This window comes from Pseudomonas sp. 43A (assembly GCF_013363935.1).
GTDB classification, from domain to species: Bacteria; Pseudomonadota; Gammaproteobacteria; order Pseudomonadales; family Pseudomonadaceae; genus Aquipseudomonas; species Aquipseudomonas crudilactis.
In genome coordinates this window covers 5,426,266-5,443,197 of the sequence record NZ_CP054880.1, presented here as the reverse complement: position 1 = coordinate 5,443,197, position 16,932 = coordinate 5,426,266, and the positions used below count along the sequence as shown (strand labels likewise).

At 59.5% G+C, this 16,932-nt stretch carries 19 protein-coding genes; 8 read left to right on the top strand and 11 right to left on the bottom strand.

Annotated features, from left to right (window positions below; all coding sequences use genetic code 11):
- Window positions 1-40: 40 nt before the first annotated feature.
- Complete coding sequence (locus HUW52_RS23785; RefSeq protein ID WP_175555055.1) at window positions 41-433, top strand: transcriptional regulator; 393 nt, start codon at window positions 41-43, stop codon at window positions 431-433.
- 122 nt (window positions 434-555) lie between these two features.
- On the opposite strand, the gene HUW52_RS23780 is transcribed toward HUW52_RS23785, so the two are convergent.
- The 3 genes from HUW52_RS23780 to HUW52_RS23770 all read right to left on the bottom strand — a co-directional run bounded on the left by HUW52_RS23780 (window position 556) and on the right by HUW52_RS23770 (window position 2,615).
- On the bottom strand, window positions 556-1,425 hold the full coding sequence (locus HUW52_RS23780) for a DUF6279 family lipoprotein (protein ID WP_175555054.1): 870 nt from the start codon (window positions 1,423-1,425) through the stop codon (window positions 556-558).
- 78 nt (window positions 1,426-1,503) lie between these two features.
- On the bottom strand, window positions 1,504-2,220 hold the full coding sequence (locus HUW52_RS23775; protein ID WP_175555053.1) for a TorF family putative porin: 717 nt from the start codon (window positions 2,218-2,220) through the stop codon (window positions 1,504-1,506).
- Window positions 2,221-2,426: 206 nt separating this feature from the next.
- The gene (locus HUW52_RS23770; protein WP_016985943.1) at window positions 2,427-2,615 is read right to left on the bottom strand and encodes a hypothetical protein; all 189 of its coding nucleotides are present in this window, start codon (window positions 2,613-2,615) and stop codon (window positions 2,427-2,429) included.
- A gap of 340 nt (window positions 2,616-2,955) precedes the next feature.
- Here HUW52_RS23770 and HUW52_RS23765 point away from each other — a divergent pair, with 340 nt between their 5' ends.
- The 3 genes from HUW52_RS23765 to HUW52_RS23755 all read left to right on the top strand — a co-directional run bounded on the left by HUW52_RS23765 (window position 2,956) and on the right by HUW52_RS23755 (window position 5,475).
- Window positions 2,956-3,792 (top strand): S1 RNA-binding domain-containing protein, encoded by an 837-nt coding sequence (locus HUW52_RS23765; protein WP_016985942.1) that lies wholly within the window; start codon window positions 2,956-2,958, stop codon window positions 3,790-3,792.
- A gap of 103 nt (window positions 3,793-3,895) precedes the next feature.
- A complete protein-coding gene (locus tag HUW52_RS23760) occupies window positions 3,896-4,294 on the top strand; it encodes a DUF2177 family protein (protein ID WP_175555052.1) in 399 nt (132 codons plus the stop codon).
- Window positions 4,295-4,542: 248 nt separating this feature from the next.
- Entirely contained in the window at window positions 4,543-5,475 is a 933-nt protein-coding gene (locus tag HUW52_RS23755) for a DMT family transporter (protein WP_016985940.1), read from the top strand.
- Here the strand turns inward: HUW52_RS23755 and HUW52_RS23750 are convergent.
- Entirely contained in the window at window positions 5,420-6,601 is a 1,182-nt protein-coding gene (locus HUW52_RS23750; RefSeq protein WP_175555051.1) for an MFS transporter, read from the bottom strand. The genes HUW52_RS23755 and HUW52_RS23750 overlap by 56 nt on opposite strands.
- A 104-nt stretch (window positions 6,602-6,705) precedes the next feature.
- Here HUW52_RS23750 and HUW52_RS23745 point away from each other — a divergent pair, with 104 nt between their 5' ends.
- Window positions 6,706-7,599, top strand: a complete 894-nt coding sequence (locus HUW52_RS23745; RefSeq protein WP_016985938.1) for a LysR family transcriptional regulator — start codon at window positions 6,706-6,708, stop codon at window positions 7,597-7,599.
- 142 nt (window positions 7,600-7,741) lie between these two features.
- Window positions 7,742-7,870, top strand: coding sequence for a PA1414 family protein (locus tag HUW52_RS30500; RefSeq protein WP_007914492.1), 129 nt, complete (start codon window positions 7,742-7,744; stop codon window positions 7,868-7,870).
- 105 nt (window positions 7,871-7,975) lie between these two features.
- Here HUW52_RS30500 and HUW52_RS23740 read toward each other — a convergent pair whose 3' ends face one another.
- From HUW52_RS23740 to speB, 6 genes are all read right to left on the bottom strand, one after another.
- Window positions 7,976-8,224: an acyl carrier protein gene (locus HUW52_RS23740; protein WP_175555050.1), complete on the bottom strand. Its 249-nt coding sequence runs from the start codon at window positions 8,222-8,224 to the stop codon at window positions 7,976-7,978.
- A gap of 44 nt (window positions 8,225-8,268) precedes the next feature.
- Window positions 8,269-8,994: an MBL fold metallo-hydrolase gene (locus tag HUW52_RS23735; protein WP_175555049.1), complete on the bottom strand. Its 726-nt coding sequence runs from the start codon at window positions 8,992-8,994 to the stop codon at window positions 8,269-8,271.
- A gap of 86 nt (window positions 8,995-9,080) precedes the next feature.
- Complete coding sequence (locus HUW52_RS23730) at window positions 9,081-10,460, bottom strand: sodium:solute symporter (protein WP_016985934.1); 1,380 nt, start codon at window positions 10,458-10,460, stop codon at window positions 9,081-9,083.
- A 153-nt stretch (window positions 10,461-10,613) separates the two neighbouring features.
- Complete coding sequence (locus tag HUW52_RS23725; protein ID WP_175555048.1) at window positions 10,614-12,116, bottom strand: cytosine permease; 1,503 nt, start codon at window positions 12,114-12,116, stop codon at window positions 10,614-10,616.
- Between the two features lie 56 nt (window positions 12,117-12,172).
- Window positions 12,173-12,595 (bottom strand): nuclear transport factor 2 family protein, encoded by a 423-nt coding sequence (locus HUW52_RS23720; RefSeq protein ID WP_175555047.1) that lies wholly within the window; start codon window positions 12,593-12,595, stop codon window positions 12,173-12,175.
- Between the two features lie 10 nt (window positions 12,596-12,605).
- Window positions 12,606-13,556, bottom strand: coding sequence for an agmatinase (gene speB, locus HUW52_RS23715; protein ID WP_175555046.1), 951 nt, complete (start codon window positions 13,554-13,556; stop codon window positions 12,606-12,608).
- Between the two features lie 396 nt (window positions 13,557-13,952).
- Between speB and HUW52_RS23710 the strand changes: the two genes are divergently transcribed.
- Together HUW52_RS23710 and HUW52_RS23705 are read left to right on the top strand one after the other, a co-directional pair.
- A complete protein-coding gene (locus HUW52_RS23710; RefSeq protein ID WP_141128955.1) occupies window positions 13,953-14,846 on the top strand; it encodes a LysR family transcriptional regulator in 894 nt (297 codons plus the stop codon).
- 5 nt (window positions 14,847-14,851) lie between these two features.
- Entirely contained in the window at window positions 14,852-15,448 is a 597-nt protein-coding gene (locus HUW52_RS23705) for a tRNA-uridine aminocarboxypropyltransferase (RefSeq protein ID WP_175555045.1), read from the top strand.
- A gap of 121 nt (window positions 15,449-15,569) precedes the next feature.
- On the opposite strand, the gene HUW52_RS23700 is transcribed toward HUW52_RS23705, so the two are convergent.
- Complete coding sequence (locus tag HUW52_RS23700) at window positions 15,570-16,931, bottom strand: HlyD family type I secretion periplasmic adaptor subunit (protein ID WP_016985930.1); 1,362 nt, start codon at window positions 16,929-16,931, stop codon at window positions 15,570-15,572.
- Window position 16,932 lies beyond the last annotated feature (1 nt).

Here is a 16,932-nt window from a genome sequence, read left to right as displayed (position 1 = left end):
GAACGCGCCATAAATCACGCGCACCGGAGGTTGAATCAGGATGACGACTTACAACTGGGATTTGATTGAACGCTTGCTGCATGAAGTGCAGAACAGCGCCGGCCATAGCTTTGCCCCTCGCGCCTACGCCGAAGACTATGCGGCGGCGAAAGCCATCGCCGGCGAGCCGATCGAGAATCTGGATCATCTGAAAACGCTGGCTTGCGAATATGAAAGGTTGCTGCTGTTGCGCGGTTACATTGCACCGCGTCCGGATGAGGAGGGCAGCACCGGAAACAATTTTGTCCTGACGCCTCGCGGCTCAAGCCTGTTGAGCCTGATCGACAGCAGCATTCCCGGCAATGATCACCCGCGTCAGGTGCTGGATGAGCAGGAGGATGCGCTGGCTGAGGCGACGTTTGATGAAGTGGCTTCCAAAGCCCAGATCGCCTGAGTTCACGCAGATCCCCCTGTAGGAGTGAGCCTGCTCGCGATAGCGATCTTCCAGTCAGCATTGATGTCGCTGGAAGTCCGCTATCGCGAGCAGGCTCACTCCTACATTGGATTCGGGTATGTTCAGGTTTTTTGCGCGGCCTTGAAGCACTTGAGGTCGTTGAAGTCTTTACGCACCCCCTCGATCTTCTTCAACAAACGCTGCCGCTGTTGCGGCGTACTCTCAGCCATCAAATCCACCGCCAGCGAGCGTCCCTGCGCTTCAGTATCGGCGAAGGCCTTGCGGTAATCCGCTGTCCATAAACTCTCGCGATTGACCAGAAGCGTCTCGATTCTCTGTGGGAATTCGGGACTTTTGCGTTGTGCGACAGCTGCACTGAACTGCTTCTGCCAATGGGCGCGGTTGGCAATCCATTGCGTGTACTGATCGTCCAACGCGGTCGACCACGCCATGACCCGCTGCTCTTGCGTGGCGCTCAAGGGGCCGAGCCAGTCGTTCAGACGTTTGACCATTCGCGCCCCGCGCTCGGCAATTTGCTGATCAAGCGGTGGTTTAAGGTATTCCTGCTGACGCTTGCGCAGATCTTTGGCAAACGCGTCATTCATCTCGGCCACTTGCTTGTCATCCAGCCCTTGCAGCAACTCGATCGCCGACGGGGTGATCTCTCGAGCGGTTTCGGCAATCGCCTGCTTGGCTTCCGCAGTGCGCGCCTGTAACGCGGCATCGCTGACCTGATTGGTTTCGACCATGGTTTGCAGGCGATCAAGCCAGTCCAGATAGCCCGGCAATTGCGTGGTGCAATGCCAGCTCAGGTGGTCCTTGAGGCGTTCGTTGAACCAGTCTTTCTGCTCGCCGTTCATGTCCAGATAGTCGCTGAGCGTCCATGGAATAATGACGTCGAGGTTGCGATAGGCCAGGCCGACGCGACTGCAAGCGCCGAGGGCGAGGGTGAAAATCAGTAGCGCGGCGATGTGTTTGAACCAGCGAGACATGGGCGAATCCTTGCGTGAGCCTGGCTTCGAGGGACTGATTCCTATGTGAACGCAGAATGAACCCGGCAGTTCAGCCGATCAATAGAACGCGCGCGCAGCCTTGAGCGTGACGAGCCCGTCGCACTGGCTGTTGTGCCCGGAATAAGCCGAGCAATCGCTGCCGCTGAGGCTGGAGTTGCTGTAGATCAGGTCGAGATCGACACCCATGAACGGCCGGGACAGTTTCACCGACCAATCGGTAAAGCTGCTGACATAACCGCCGTCCACGGCCACTGGCGTGTTCAGTTGGTGAGTGGTGTATTTCATGCTGACGCCGATGCCGAACGGTTGATTGCCGCCAAGGTCGGCAAACAACGTGTTGTTCTGTTTATCCGGATCGTTGCTGAAGGCCACACCGAAACGGCTGCCGAGCAAGGTCAGACCACCGAACAGCTCTTGGCTGTCGAGGGTATCTACCTTGGGATAGCTGTAGTGGATCATCCCGACTTCATAGCCGAGGGTTTGATCGAAAGGTTGTTTGAAGCCGACGTAGGAATCGATTTCGAGATTCTTGCCAGGTGTGATGCCCATGCTCGGCGCGTATTGGCCAACGTAGAGGCCACTGTCGTGGCTAAGGTCGAGGCCGCCGTGGAAGGAACCGACGGCAGCCGGTTTGACCAGACCCTGGGCCATGCTGCGTGAAGGCGTGGTGCCGAGTTTGAGATCGAAATCGCCCAGTTCACGCTGGAAAATCTGCGCGTGCGCGGTCGCGCAAGCCAGCAGGCCTACAAGTGATAAACAGGATGATTTGCGCATGCGTCACTCCATGAACAGCGAGCACAGGCGGCGGGCCTGCTGAAACGCTTGATCTAGACGCGTGCAAGGATACCGGCGAATGATCGGCATTGATGGCCGTTCGTCGATTTACAAGGATTTTTGTTTAAAGCGAAGGGGATGTTGCGCGGAGCCAGTCCAGACGCTTCGAAGCTCAAAGCGCCTCTGGACGGGTGTAAAACCGGGTGTTACTTCTTGCCCAGGCTGATCTGCTTGGACGGGCCGAATGTCTGGCCACTGACGCCTTTGGCAATTTGCTGAATCTCGCCGCCGGACTTGAGGAACGCTGCGATCTGATCGTTGATCGATTCGCTGGTTTCAACGGCTGGAGCTGGCTTTGCTTTGCTGGTGGATGCTTTTACACGCATGGCGGCCATTAACCTGTAGAAAAGTAACTCGGCCAGGCATCGTACAGGAATAACTTGACAATTGCTTGGTAAATATCCCCCGGAATAACCCAGCGCTGTGCTGCATTATTCTCGATTCAATATTCGAAATATCCGCCTAACCTGCTGTTTTAAATAAAAACATTTAGCTGCTGGCGCACCGGGATGCTCAACGGTAAGCGGTTCTGCCAGCCTGACGAGCGGCACCTCAGCCCTCCCGCGAACAAGGAAAATCAAGGCGTTGAGCGGGTTTCAACAGCGCGCAGATCTGCCGCCCGACGGCCACGCCAAAAACGGGTAGAATGCCGCCCACGCAATGAGGGTTCTGGAAATGGCTTTAGTCGGGCGTTACAACAGTTTGCAAGTGGTTAAACACACTAACTTCGGTTTATATCTGGATGGCGGTGCTGACGGCGAGATTCTTTTGCCTAATCGTTATATCCCGAAAGATATTCCGACCGAAGATGAAGATTGGCTCAACGTATTTGTTTATCTGGACAGCGAAGACAAACTTCTCGCTACCACGGAAAAACCCAAAGTTCAGGTCGGCGAATTTGCCAGTCTGAAAGTTGTTGAAGTCAACAGCATCGGTGTGTTCCTCGATTGGGGGCTGCCGAAGGATCTGTTGCTGCCGTATTCCGAAGAAAAGCGCCAGATGACCGCCGGCGAATACTGCGTGGTGCACGTCTATCTCGACAAGCACACCCGCCGCATCACCGCCACAGCGCGTCTGGATCGCTACCTCGACAAGACCCCGGCCAATTACAGCCAGGGCCAGGAAGTTGATCTGCTGGTTGCCGAAGCCACCGACATGGGTTTCAAGGCGATCATCAACAACAAGCACTGGGGCTTGATTCACAAGAATGAAATCTTCAAGTTCATGCGCGCCGGCATGAGCGAGAAGGGCTACATCAAGGAAGTCCGCGCCGACGGCAAGATTGCCTTGAGCCTGCAACCGGTTGGTCAGGAAGCGGCCAGCAGCCTGAACTCGAAGATCCTCGCCAGGTTGCGCGACAACAGCGGCACACTGCCGGTCAGCGACAAGAGCGATCCAGCGTTGATCAGCAGCCTGTTCGGCGTCAGCAAAGGCAACTTCAAGAAGGCTATCGGCGCGCTGTACAAGGAAGGCAAGATCGTTATTCATGCTGATCGCATTGAACTAACCTGAGACACCGCTGGCCCCATGTAGGAGCTGCCGAAGGCTGCGATCTTTTGACTTTGAAGATCAACAGATCGCAGCCTTCGGCAGCTCCTACATGAGGGCGGGTGTGATGAAGAAGTCTCTGGTTGCCTACGTTGCCACGCTGGTGACGTTTCTGTTGCTCGACGGCGTCTGGCTCGGCCTGTTGATGGCGCCGACCTATCGCGAACTGCTCGGTTCGCTGATGCTGGAAAAACCGCTGCTGGTTCCCGCAGCGGTTTTTTATTGCCTGTATGTTTTCGGCTGTGTGGTGTTTGTGGTGCTGCCGGCAGCGACCTGGCAGTGGGCGGCGAAGCGGGGCGCATTGTTGGGGTTGATAGCTTACGGCACGTATGACCTGACCAATTGGGCGACGTTGCGTGGCTGGTCGGTGCAGGTGACGTTGATGGATTGGGCATGGGGAACGTTTGCCACGGCTGTGGCTTGTGCTGTTGGTTTTTTGTTGGCGAGGCGGTTTGCCACGGTCTGATCCGAAATGCGGGTTGGCGGTGCGGACCTCTTCGCGAGCAAGCTCGCTCCCACAGGGAAATGCGTTCAATTGTGGGAGCGAGCTTGCTCGCGAATGGCGGCGCAGCCGACAGCCATTCACCCCTGCCGCCACTGAAGAACTAAATGTCTTTTCCAGACGGCTTTTTCCGCCCGACTGATTGATAATCCCCAGCATTGTTTTCTGACCATTGGATGGCCTGCCATGTTGTGTATGTTCGAGGTGTTGCGGTGAGTATTGAGCGGCGCAACGCCGACAGTTTTGCCCTGCAAGTGATGGTCGGCCTCTGCCTGATCTGGGGCGTGCAGCAAGTGATGATCAAATGGGCGGCGCCGGACATTGCGCCGGTGATGCAAGCGGCGGCGCGCTCCGGAATTTCTGCGTTGCTGGTCGGTTTGCTGATCTGCTGGAAGGGCGGCTGGGATCAGGTTGGCGTGACCTGGCGTGGCGGGCTGCTGGCCGGTGCGCTGTTCGGTCTGGAGTTCTTCTTCATCGCCGAAGGTTTGCAGCTGACCACCGCCGCACACATGTCGGTTTTCCTCTACACCGCACCGATTTTCACCGCGTTGGGTGTGCATTTCCTGTTGGCCAGTGAGCGCCTGCGACCGCTGCAATGGCTGGGCATTCTGCTCGCGTTTATCGGCATCGCGATTGCCTTCGCCGGCGGTGTGTCGTGGGACAACCTTGACCGGCGCATGCTGCTCGGCGATGCCTTTGGCGTGCTGGCTGGCGCCTGTTGGGGCGCAACCACAGTGGTAGTGCGCGCCTCGCGGCTGTCGGAAGCACCGGTGACGCTGACCTTGTTCTATCAGTTGATCGTCGGCTTCCTCGGCCTGCTGCTGATCGCGCTGTTCAGCGGGCAGATCACCCACGTCAGCCTGACCCCTGTGGCGGTGGCCAGCGTATTGTTTCAGGGGCTGGTGGTGTCGTTCTTCAGCTACCTGATCTGGTTCTGGTTGCTGCGCCGGTATCTGGCAGCCAACCTCGCGGTATTTTCGTTCATGACGCCACTGTTCGGCGTCACCTTTGGCGTGTTGCTGCTCGGCGAACAGTTGACTGTTAACTTCGTGGTCGGCGCCGTGCTGGTGCTGCTCGGTATTACCTTTGTCAGCGCCGAGCAGTGGCTGCGTCGGCGTTTGCGCAAAGCGCTGGGCCAGCGCTAGCCGACTGCATCGCCAGGCCGCCGGCAATCAGCAAGCCGCTGCCGGCGATGATCAGCGCCGGCTGCAAGCCACCGCTGAAATGGCTGCTCAGCGCCGCCAGCAACGGGCCGCTGAGTTGGCCGACGGCGAAGCACGCGGTGAGCATGCCGGCATTGCGCTGGGTGGCGTGCGGCGCCAGTTCCCGCGAGCGCTGCATGACCAGTTGCATGCAGGCGAGGAATGGCGTGCCGCAGAGGATCACCCCCAGTGCGAGGCCGATGCCGCTGCCCAGCAGACAGGCGAACACGCCTGCCGCTTGCAGCCACAACGTCGCCATCAACCAGTGCCGGGTGGTTGCGGGATCGTGACGCCGCAGGCTCACCAGCAACACACCAAGCGCCGCAGCCAGACCAAAGCAAGGCCAGAACAGATCCGCCTGCCATTGTCCGTGAAACTGCGCATTAGCCATTTGCGACAGAAAGGTCGCCGGAATGATGTAGCCGACGCCGTAAAGTGCATAGATCAAGGCCAGCCGTCCGATGCCCCGATTCGATGGACTGACTGGCGCTGCAACCACCGTTGCCGTTGCGACAGGCGTTGGCAGCAGTCGCCATACGCCCAACATCATCACCAACGCAGCCACTGCATAAATCAGCCACAACGTTGCGGACGTCTGATTCAGTAGATGTGAGACCAGCGCCAACAACCCCGTCAGAAAAATCCCCAAACCCGGTCCGGCAAATACCAGAGCGCCCAAACGTGGACGACCCGCTGCGGCTGCCAAGGGTTGGCTTAAAGACGTGATCATCACCAGAACCCAGGCACTTGCCACTCCGGTGCCAAAACGCAGCACCAGGTGCGACCAGAAACCATCGGCCCAAAACGACGCCAGGGTCAGCAGCACGCACAACCACAAGCCGCCGTGCAGGCGCCGCTGAACCTGCTGCGGGCGATGCGCGAACATCGCGTCGACCGCGCCGAGCAAGTAGCCGAGGTAGTTGGCCGCCGCAATCAGACCGGCGGCCGTCAGGTCGATCTGGCCTTCGCTGAGCAGGTGTGGCATTTGCGGGGTGAGGGCGAAACGCCCGATACCCATGGCCATCATCAGGGCCACGAAGCAGGCGGATAAGCGAATCAGGGGCGACATGGTCGGGATTCCTTTGAAGGATCAATGACCGTCAGGCTAGGACTGATTGACTTTCTTTAAAATTGAATAATAGTGAGTAACTTGTTCTGTTATGGAGAAAGGTTGTGGAGTTCAGCCAACTGCGGATCTTTCAGGCCGTGGCCGAGGAGGGATCAATCACCCGCGCCGCCGAACGCCTGCACCGGGTGCCGTCGAACCTGTCGACCCGGCTCAAACAGCTCGAAGAACAACTCGGTGTCGAGCTTTTCGTCCGTGAGCGTCAGCGTTTGCAGCTGTCGCCTGCGGGAAAAGTCCTGCTGGACTACACCGGCAAACTGTTCGCCTTGCGCGATCAGGCCAGTGCGGCGGTGATGGGCGGCAAACCGGCCGGCGATTTTGCGTTGGGCACCATGTACAGCACGGCGGCGATTCATCTGCCGGCGCTGCTGGCGCGTTATCACAAACAGTATCCAGCGGTGAATCTACAGGTGCAGTCAGCGCCCAGTGGGGAGTTGCTGGAGGGCTTGCTCACCGGCCGTCTTGATGCCGCGTTGGTCGACGGCCCGCTGGAACTGGCCGGGCTCGACGGCGTGCCGTTGTGCGAGGAGCGGCTGGTGCTGATCACTGAAATCGATCATCCGCCGGTGCGCAGCGCCCGGGATGTTGAAGGGCGTTCGGTGTTCACCTTTCGTCGCGGCTGTTCCTACCGCATGCGCCTGGAGGCGTGGTTTTCGCACTATCACGCGACTATGGGCCGGGCGATGGAGATCGAGTCGTATCAGGGCATGCTCGCCTGCGTGATTGCCGGCAGTGGCGTGGCGTTGATGTCGGAGTCGATGCTGGCCAGTCTGCCGGGGCGCGATAGCGTCGCGGTGCATCCGTTGGCCGAGCCATTTGTGGCTGCGACAACATGGCTCATGTGGCGCAAGGGCATGGTCGGCGCCAACCTCAATGCCTGGATCGAGGTGCAGCAGGCTGTCTATCCTGCGGCTCAGATCGAAACCCGGGAAACAGCCTGAACCAATGGCGGCATATTCTGTTCAATTCAGTAACAGATCATTGCGGATTTGGCCGAGCATTGCGTAGGACTTCGGACTATTATCAGTGCGAAGCGACCTCAGAATTCCGGCCGCTCAGCACCACCCTGAAGGGGGCATGACGATGAAAGAGAAAATTCAAAACTGGCTGCACGATTTGGGTGTTGCCCTCGGTTTGATCGAACCGCCTCTACAACCTGTACCGATCCGCACCGATGACGAGCAGCGTCGCCGTCAACAACGGCGCCGGTAACGCCCCCGATCCGAGATCAAGGATTCAAGATCAAGAGATCGCAGCCTGCGGCAGCGCCTACATGGATTAATGTAGGCGCTGCCGCAGGCTGCGATCTTTTGCTTTTCAGTGCCGGCCGATTTCCAGCAAAAAACTGCTCAAGTCATTCGCGGTCTTCGCGGTCTTGAGCATGCGGTCTTCCTCGGCGGTGAACGCCGTCAGTCCGAATTCATCTTCCAGATGGAAGATCAGATCTTCTATATCGGCTTTCTCCAGGCCCAATTGCACCAGGCTGGTGTTGTCGGTGAATTCGCGGGTTTCCAGCAGACGCCGGATATATCGATGCACGGCGGCACGCACGGCAGCTCTTCTCATGGCAGATTTTTTCTGATGGTTATTCTGCTTGATTGAAGCAGGCCTCAGGCGTGGCCGCGTAACCACTGGTCAATCATCGAGCGCAAATGCTCCCCGGAAAAGCTGCCGAAATGCCCGCCATGCACGGTGCGTATTGGCAACTTCTGCAAACGTCGCAGACTGGCGGCGTAGTCCTGCAGATCGGAGTGGTAGGCGTCTTCGATCAGCGGCCCGTCGTAGATGATGTCGCCGCTGAACAGGGTTTGCGTCGCCGCCTCATACAGGCTGATCCCGCCCGGCGAATGCCCCGGTGTGTGCAGCACTTGCAGCGTGCGATTGCCCAGATCGAGCACATCACCGTCCTCGACAAACCCGGTGGCCGGCGCGGCTTTGACCCGGTATTCGGCGTAGCACAACGGGCAGTCCGGATGCGCTTCGAACATGTCATCGCCGACGAACGCGCGGCTCAGATCGTTCTCGCCATCCGGCGCTGCAAGGATGTCCGCTTCGGCGCGATGCACCAGCCGTTCAGCAAACTCATGATGCCCGGCGATATGGTCGAAATGGCAATGACTGGCCACCGCCACCAGTGGACGCTCGGTGATCCATGGCAACTGCTCGCGCAGGCTCACCAGCCCCGAACCGCTATCCAGCAACAGGTCTTTGTCGCGACCCTGAACGTGCCAGAGGTTGCAGCGGTAAAACGGCCGAATATACGGCTCGTGAATCAGCCGAACGCCATCGCTCAGGTGCTGCACCTCAAACCACTGATCGCGAGAAACGATCTTCATCAGTACTTTTCTCCCGGCGTAAAAAAACGAGTGTGGCAACCGACGCCACACTCGTCGAAGAAAGCATCAAGTCGTTATGTTTCAGCTTAGATCGCGCGAGCCACCGAGACAGGACGGCGCGAGGCGAGGCTCACCACCACAAAACTCACCAGACCCACAGCCAGGCTGTAGTAGATCGGCGTGTTGGCGTCCAGACCGTCCTTGAACATGAACAGCAGCGCGGTGGCAAAACCCAGGCCCATGCTGGCGATGGCGCCGGCGGTGGTCGCGCGTTTCCAGAAGATCGCACCGATCAGCGGGATCAGCATGCCGCCCACCAAGAGGTTGTAAGCGAGGGTCAGGGCGCTGATTACATCGTTCACTACCAACGCGATACCCAGTACGACAACACCGGTCAGCAGGGTGAACAGGCGGTTGATGCCCAGGCTCGACTGTTTGCCGCCACGCAGTTTCGGCAGCAGGTCTTCCGTTATGGTGGTGGCAGCGGCGAGCAGGCCGGCGCTGGCGGTGGACATCATCGCAGCGAGTGCCGCAGCGATCACCAGACCCCGAATGCCGTCCGGCAGCGACAGTTTGACGATGGCGGCGAAAGCGTTGTTGACGTTGTCCAGATCCGGGATCAGCACATGCGCAGCCATGCCGATCAGCGCGCAGGCCAGGCCGTAGACGATGCAGTAGATGCCGGCGATGCTGCCGGCATATTGCGCGACTTTCGCGGTTCTGACGGTGAACACCCGTTGCCAGATGTCCTGACCGATCAGGATGCCGAAGAAGTAGATCATGAAGTAGGTGATGATCGTGTCCCAGCCGATCGTGGTGAAGCTGAAGGCAGTGGCCGGCAGTTTCAGCACCAGTTCGTCCCAGCCGCCGACGCGGTACAGGCAGATCGGCAACAGGATGAACATCAGGCCCACGGTCTTGATGATGAACTGGACGATGTCGGTGAGGGTCAGCGACCACATGCCACCAATCGCCGAGTAGATCACCACGACGCCGCCACCAACGAGTACCGAAACCCAGAATGGCAGGTCAAACAGCACTTGCAACACGGTGCCGATCGCCAGGATCGAGGTCACGCCGATCATCAGTGCGTAGGCCAGCATGATCGCCGCGCTCGCTGAGCGGGCCATCGGGTTGTAGCGTTTTTCCAGGACCTGGGTAACGGTGTAGATCTTCAGTTTCAGTAGCGGTTTGGCGAGGAACAGGTTCAGCGCAACGATGCCGCAACCGAGTGCCGCGCACAGCCAGAAACCGGAGATGCCGTGCACGTAGCCCAGACGTACGGTGCCGACGGTTGACGCACCACCGAGTACGGTCGCGGCCATGGTGCCCATGTACAGGCTTGGGCCGAGGTTACGCCCGGCGACGAGAAAGTCCTCGTTGGTCTTGGCCTTGCGCATGCCGAAGTAGCCGAGCAAGAGCATGCCGGCGGCGTAGATGAGGACGACGAATAAATCCAAAGCCATGATGGCGTGTCTCCGATTGTCTTTTTTATGTTGAGGCTGAATTCGAATCTCACTGTGGGAGCGAGCCTGCTCGCGAAGGCGGTCTGTCAGTCACATCAATGTTGAATGTGCTGAAGTCTTCGCGAGCAGGCTCGCTCCCACAGGGGATCGGCGTCAGGCGGCCTGACGCAGTTCAGTTTTTTCTACGACTTGGCTGCGGTCATCCTTCGGGCCGAACACCTCGCGCGGTTCCGGGAACAGGCTCAGCAGCGTCAGGTACACCACCGAGGCCAGGCCGAGGGTCACCGGCAAGCTGATGTCGATGCCGCCGGCCATTTCACCCAGTGGGCCAACGAACTGCCCCGGCAAATTGACGAAGCACAAGCCAACCGCCGCGCTCGGGATCCATGCACCCAGGCCACGCCAGTTCCAGCCGTGGCTGAACCAGTAACGCCCACCCTGTTCGCCGCGCGTGAAGACTTGCAGGTCATCCGGGCAATAGAAGCCGCGACGCACCAAGAGGCCGATGATCATGATCACCATCCATGGCGTGGTGCAGGTGATGATCAGCACGGCGAAAGTCGACACGCTTTGCACCAGGTTCGCCGCAAAGCGCCCGATGAAGATGAAGGCAATCGACAGCACGCCGATCAGCAGCGTCGCTTTCACTCGCGAGAGAACACGCGGGAACACGCTGGACATGTCCAGCCCGGTGCCATACAGCGAGGTGGTGCCGGTGGACATGCCGCCGATCACCGCAATCAGGCACACCGGCAGGAAGAACCAGCTCGGCGACACCGCGAGCAAACCACCGACATAGTTGTTCGCCGCGATGTAGTCCGGCGCCTTGATCGCGACGATGGTCGCGGTGGTCAGGCCGAACAGGAACGGGATGAACGTGGCGATCTGCGACAGCACCACCGCCGCCATGATGCGTTGCTTGGACGTTTCACGCGGGATGTAGCGCGACCAGTCGCCGAGGAACGCGCCGAAGGAAATCGGGTTGCTCATTGCCACCAGGGCGGCACCGATGAACGCGGCCCAGAAGCCCGGCTGACCGAGGCTGACGGTGCCGGCGTAATGCGCGTCGAAAGGACCGGCAAAGGCGAAGATGCCCAGCAGGAACAACAGGCTGGCGCTCCACACCGCGATCTTGTTCACCCACAGTAAAAAGCGGAAGCCGTAGATGCACACGGTCAGCACCAGAATCGCGAACAGACCGTAGGCCAGGCCAAGGGTCAGGTCGGTTTCCGGCAGACCGATCAGGCGTTTTGCACCACCGATCAGCGCATCCCCCGAACTCCACACCGAGAGCGAGAAAAACGCGATAGCGGTCAACAGCGACAGGAACGAACCGACGATCCGCCCGTGCACGCCGAAGTGCGCACCGGACGACACGGCATTGTTGGTGCCGTTGAGCGGGCCGAACAGGCCCATCGGTGCGAGGATCAGCGAGCCAAGCAGCACGCCCGACACAATCGCCCAGACGCCGGCCTGAAAAGACAGACCGAACAGCACCGGGAAACTGCCGAGCACGGCGGTGGCAAAGGTATTCGAACCGCCGAAGATCATCCGGAACAAGTCCGTCGGGCCTGCGTTGCGTTCGTGGTCCGGGATCTGTTCGACCCCGTGGGTTTCAATCTGCGTAAGGCTTTGGTCGTTGTTGTTGTTATTCATGATCTGCTCCGATCATAAAGGCGCGCCTCATCGTGCGTGAGGCGTCACCTGTTTGGCTAAGGGGATGGCAGCCCTTCCGGCATTGCGGACAAATGTTCGTGACAGGCCAGCCAATGGCCTTGTTGTTCTAGGCTCGACGTTTGTTTCTTGAAAACAATCGTCTCGCGCTCCTGGCTGAAGTGTTGCTCCCCTTGCATGCGCAGCTCGGTGGCCACGTCATGGATGAAAATCGCCACGTCACCTTGCAGGCTGACGAAGGCGTTGCTCGAGGTGCACGACAGCACCTCGAAGCCATCCTCGGCGCGCCAGCTGTCCCACAAGGCCTGATAGGCATCGCGCGACAGCAGCGGCTGTTCGAGGGTGTAGAAAACGAAACTTGCATCGGCGCTGAACGCGCCGAAATAAGCTTCGCGATCGTTACGGGCGAAGGCGGACACCAGGTCGGCGGCCGCTTGCAAAACCTGATCACGTGCGTTCATGACCCGACCCTCAGCGATGGACCACGCCAGGCAGTACGCAGAGCATTTCGTACAGCAGGTTGGCGGCCAGCAGCGAGGTGTTGCCGGTGGTGTCATAAGCGGGCGAGACTTCTACCAGATCGCAGCCGATCAGGTCGAGGCCTTGGCAGCCACGGATGATTTCAATTGCCTGAATGGTCGTCAGACCGCCGATTTCCGGGGTGCCGGTGCCAGGGGCCCAGGCCGGATCGATGCCGTCGATGTCGAAGCTCAGGTACACCGGGCCGCCGCCGACTTTCTCGCGCACTTCAGCCATCAGCGGTGCCAGCGACTTGTGCCAGCACTCTTCGGCCTGAACCACGCGGAAGCCCTGATCGCGGCTCCAGTTGAAGTCTTCAGCGGTGTAACCCTGGGCGCGCAGACCGATCTGCACCACGCGATCGCAATCGAGCAGACCTTCTTCGACAGCGCGACGGAAGGTCGTACCGTGGGCGATTTTCTCGCCGAACATGTGATCGTTGACGTCAGCGTGGGCATCGATGTGCACCAGTCCGACCTTGCCGTGCTTTTTATGAATCGCACGCAGGATCGGCAAGGTGATGGTGTGGTCGCCACCCAGGGTCATCGGGATCACGTTGTGCTCGAGGATGTTGTCGTAGGCTTCTTCGATGATGCGCACGGCGTCGAGCAGGTTGAAGGTGTTGATCGCCACGTCACCGATGTCGGCAACCGACAGCGAGTCGAACGGCGCAGCGCCGGTGGCCATGTTGTACGGGCGGATCATCACCGATTCGGTGCGGATGTCGCGTGGCCCGAAGCGGGTGCCGGGGCGCAGCGAAGTACCGATGTCCAGTGGCACGCCTACGAAAGCAGCGTCCAGGCCGGCAGCGGTCGGTACATGGGGGAGTCGGAGCATGGTGGCGATGCCGCCGAAGCGCGGCATTTCGTTGCCGCCCAGTGGTTGGTGAAGAATCTTGTCCACGGGTAAGGCCTCATCGTCTTTGTTTTATTTATGTCGGCGCGCCGTTGAGCAAGGGTTCGGACGCCGCTGTGGGGCCGATGATGCGAAATGTAGTGCGGGGAAAGAATCGCTACGGGCAAAAACTTAGTTCAGATTTTTCTAAACTAATGGTGAGGCTGGGATTAGACTTTGGCGGGTTCAAGATAGTGATCGGCTGGATATCGCTGCCCTCACCCCAGCCCTCTCCCGAAGGGAGAGGGGGCTGATCTCCATGGCTTTCAAATCCTGAGATCGACTCGATATCACAGGTCGATGCGCATCCTGAGAGCACCGCGGTCGGCTCCCTCTCCCTCCGGGAGAGGGCTGGGGTGAGGGAAGGTTCTATCAGGCAACACATCTCTAAAGCCCGGAGCAGACATGGCCAACGCTTTACCCGACCTGAAACTGTTGCGCATCTTCGTCAGCGTCGTGCGTCATCAGGGTTTCGCCAACGCCCAGCAGGAACTCAACCTGTCGACCTCGGCGATCAGCACCTACATGAGCCAGCTCGAAGCCGCGCTCGGCCTGGTGCTGTGTCATCGCGGGCGCGGTGGGTTCAGCCTGACCAGCAAGGGCGAGTTGTTCCATCAGGAAACCCTGCGCCTGCTCGCCGAACTCGAAGGTTTCGAGCAATACGCCGCCGCGCTCAAGGGCGAACTGCGCGGCACGCTCAACCTCGGCGTGATCGACTCCACCGTCAGCGACAAGGCCTTGCCATTCGCCGAGGCCATCGGCGCCTACAGCCAGGAACACCCGGCGGTGCATTTGCATCTGTCGGTGATGAGTCCGTACGAACTGCAACTTGGCGTGCAGGACAACCGACTCGATCTGGCCATCGGTGCGTTCTCCACGCGCATGAGCGGCCTGATCTACATGCCGCTGTACCGCGAGCAGCACTGGTTGTATTGCAGCAGCCGCCATCCGTTGTTCAACGAGCGGCGTATCCCTGAACAGGTCATCACCCAGCAGCGCATGGTCGGGCGTGGGTACTGGAGTCAGGCGGAACTCGCACGCCACGGCTTCAAACACAGCGCCGCGACGGTGGAAAGTATGGAGGCACAGCTGATTCTGGTGCTGTCCGGTGCCTACATCGGTTATTTGCCGGAGCACTACGCTCAGGCCTGGGCCGACAAGGGTGACCTGCGCGTGTTGCTGCCGGCGACCTTCGGTTATCAGGCACCGTTTTCGATGATCATGCGCCGGGGCCGTAGCCGTGAACCGCTGATCCAGACCTTCCGCGATTTGCTCAAAGCACAGCTCAATCAGGTTTAAGACCGATGTCCAGAATTCAATGCCCGCGCTGCCTGCGCCCCCAAACCCATTGTCTGTGCCCGCTGATCCCGAGCCTCGACAGCCGCACGCGGGTGTTGCTGTTGCAGCATCCGAGCGAGGTCAGTCATGCGTTGAATACCGCGCGGTTGGCGGCGCTGGGGTTGAGCAATGCCGAGCTGATTGTTGGCGAGGTGTTCGAGGATTTGCCGACGCTGCTGAACCGTCCGGGCTATCGGGCGCGGTTGTTGTTTCCCGCTGATGATGCGCAGCCGATGCAGGCTTACGGCGAGTCCGATGAACCACTGTTGTTGGTCGTTCCGGATGGCACCTGGCGCAAGGCGCGCAAAATGTTGCACCTCAATCCGCTGCTGGCGGCGTTGCCACGGGTGACGCTGGCCGAAGGTGGGGTGTCGCGCTATCGCTTGCGCAAGGCACCGGGGCCGGGGGCGTTGTCAACGATTGAAGCGATTGTGCAGGCGTTGCAGACGCTGGAGGCTCCGGCCTCATTCGAGTCGTTGCTCAAGCCGTTCGAAGCGTTGATCGAGGGGCAGATTGCGGCGATGGGGGCGGAGACCTTCCAACGTAACCATGGCGATAGATAGGCGTTGATTGTGCCGGCCTCTTCGCGAGCAAGCTCGCTCCCACAGGGGAACGCGTTCCAAAATGTGGGAGCGAGCTTGCTCGCGAAGGCGCCAGATCAATCACCGCAAATCTCAACAATGACTAGCGCTCACGCATCGCCTCGGTCCGGGCTTTCAGCACGGGTTTGAGCAGATAATCCAGGACACTTTTCTCCCCGGTAATAATGTCCACCGTCGCCACCATCCCCGGAATAATCAGCAACGGTTTCACATCCCCGCCCAAGTGGTTCTTATCAGTGCGCACCTGAATCAGATAAAAACTGTTGCCCTTGTCATCGGTAATCGTGTCCGCACCGATCAGTTCCAGTTTGGCGCTCAGCCCACCATAAATCGTGTAGTCATAAGCACTGAACTTGACCATCGCCTTCTGCCCCGGATGCAGGAACGCGACGTCCTGCGGCCGCACTTTAGCCTCGATCAACAGGTTGTCTTCCAGCGGCACGATTTCGACCATGTCGCTGCCCGGTTGGACCACGCCGCCGATGGTGTTGACCTTCAATTGCTTGATCACCCCATGCACCGGTGAGGTCACGGTGGTGCGGGTCACGCGGTCGTCGATGGCGATGCTGGTCGCGGTGATTTTCGACAGGTCGGTGCGTTTCTCATTCAGCTCTTTCGCGGCCTCGGAACGGAAGGTCTGTTCCGACTCGTCGATCTTGCTGCGGATCTCGGCAATCGCCGATTCAGCGCGGGGGATGGCCAGCGTCGTCGCGTTCAATGAGCCTCGGATTTCCACCGCGCTGCGTTTGAGGCGGAGGATTTCCACGGGTGACACCGCGCCGGTTTTCACCAGCGGTTCGGACATGTTCATCTCTTGCTGCAGCAGCGCCAGACTCGAGCTGAACTGACCTTGCTTGGAGCGAAACTCGGCGAGTTCCTGAGTCTTCTGCCGCAGTTGTTCGCTCAACGTGCGCTGCTCACTGGCCAACCGGCGCTGGCGTTGTTCGTACAGTGAGCGTTCGTCCTCGGCGACTTGCGGCGCCTTGGCGATGACCTCATCGGAGAGCTTGAACGGCCGGCCCTCGGCCTCCGCCGACAGCCGTTCGACCTGCGCCGTCAACGCATAACGATCCGCCTCACTCTCACCCTTGTTCGAGCGGAAACGCGTGTCATCCAGGCGCAGCAAGGTGTCGCCCTTGTTAACCATTTGCCCTTCACGCACAAAGATCTCGGTGACGATGCCGCCTTCAAGGTTCTGGATCACCTGAACCTTGCTCGACGGAATCGCCTTGCCTTCGCCCATGGTCACTTCTTCGAGCACGGCGAATTTGGCCCAGACCACCGCGCTGATCAGCAACGCCGCCGCCAGCCACACGGTGATCCGCGACCAGCGCGGTGAATCCTGCAATGAAGCGCCAGCGGTTTCCGGCATGAATTCGGCTTCGGCGCTTTTGCCGAAACTGTCGAAGTAGCCGCGATCTTTGCTATCGGAGGAAGCAGACATG

Bases quoted from the DNA above. Each gene is read 5' to 3' on its own strand.
- HUW52_RS23785 (WP_175555055.1), top strand. From the start codon at position 41: ATGACGACTTACAACTGGGATTTGATTGAACGCTTGCTGCATGAAGTG.
- HUW52_RS23780 (WP_175555054.1), bottom strand. From the start codon at position 1,425: ATGTCTCGCTGGTTCAAACACATCGCCGCGCTACTGATTTTCACCCTC.
- HUW52_RS23775 (WP_175555053.1), bottom strand. From the start codon at position 2,220: ATGCGCAAATCATCCTGTTTATCACTTGTAGGCCTGCTGGCTTGCGCG.
- HUW52_RS23770 (WP_016985943.1), bottom strand. From the start codon at position 2,615: ATGGCCGCCATGCGTGTAAAAGCATCCACCAGCAAAGCAAAGCCAGCT.
- HUW52_RS23765 (WP_016985942.1), top strand. From the start codon at position 2,956: ATGGCTTTAGTCGGGCGTTACAACAGTTTGCAAGTGGTTAAACACACT.
- HUW52_RS23760 (WP_175555052.1), top strand. From the start codon at position 3,896: ATGAAGAAGTCTCTGGTTGCCTACGTTGCCACGCTGGTGACGTTTCTG.
- HUW52_RS23750 (WP_175555051.1), bottom strand. From the start codon at position 6,601: ATGTCGCCCCTGATTCGCTTATCCGCCTGCTTCGTGGCCCTGATGATG.
- HUW52_RS30500 (WP_007914492.1), top strand. From the start codon at position 7,742: ATGAAAGAGAAAATTCAAAACTGGCTGCACGATTTGGGTGTTGCCCTC.
- HUW52_RS23740 (WP_175555050.1), bottom strand. From the start codon at position 8,224: ATGAGAAGAGCTGCCGTGCGTGCCGCCGTGCATCGATATATCCGGCGT.
- HUW52_RS23735 (WP_175555049.1), bottom strand. From the start codon at position 8,994: ATGAAGATCGTTTCTCGCGATCAGTGGTTTGAGGTGCAGCACCTGAGC.
- HUW52_RS23730 (WP_016985934.1), bottom strand. From the start codon at position 10,460: ATGGCTTTGGATTTATTCGTCGTCCTCATCTACGCCGCCGGCATGCTC.
- HUW52_RS23725 (WP_175555048.1), bottom strand. From the start codon at position 12,116: ATGAATAACAACAACAACGACCAAAGCCTTACGCAGATTGAAACCCAC.
- HUW52_RS23720 (WP_175555047.1), bottom strand. From the start codon at position 12,595: ATGAACGCACGTGATCAGGTTTTGCAAGCGGCCGCCGACCTGGTGTCC.
- HUW52_RS23710 (WP_141128955.1), top strand. From the start codon at position 13,953: ATGGCCAACGCTTTACCCGACCTGAAACTGTTGCGCATCTTCGTCAGC.
- HUW52_RS23705 (WP_175555045.1), top strand. From the start codon at position 14,852: ATGTCCAGAATTCAATGCCCGCGCTGCCTGCGCCCCCAAACCCATTGT.
- HUW52_RS23700 (WP_016985930.1), bottom strand. From the start codon at position 16,931: ATGTCTGCTTCCTCCGATAGCAAAGATCGCGGCTACTTCGACAGTTTC.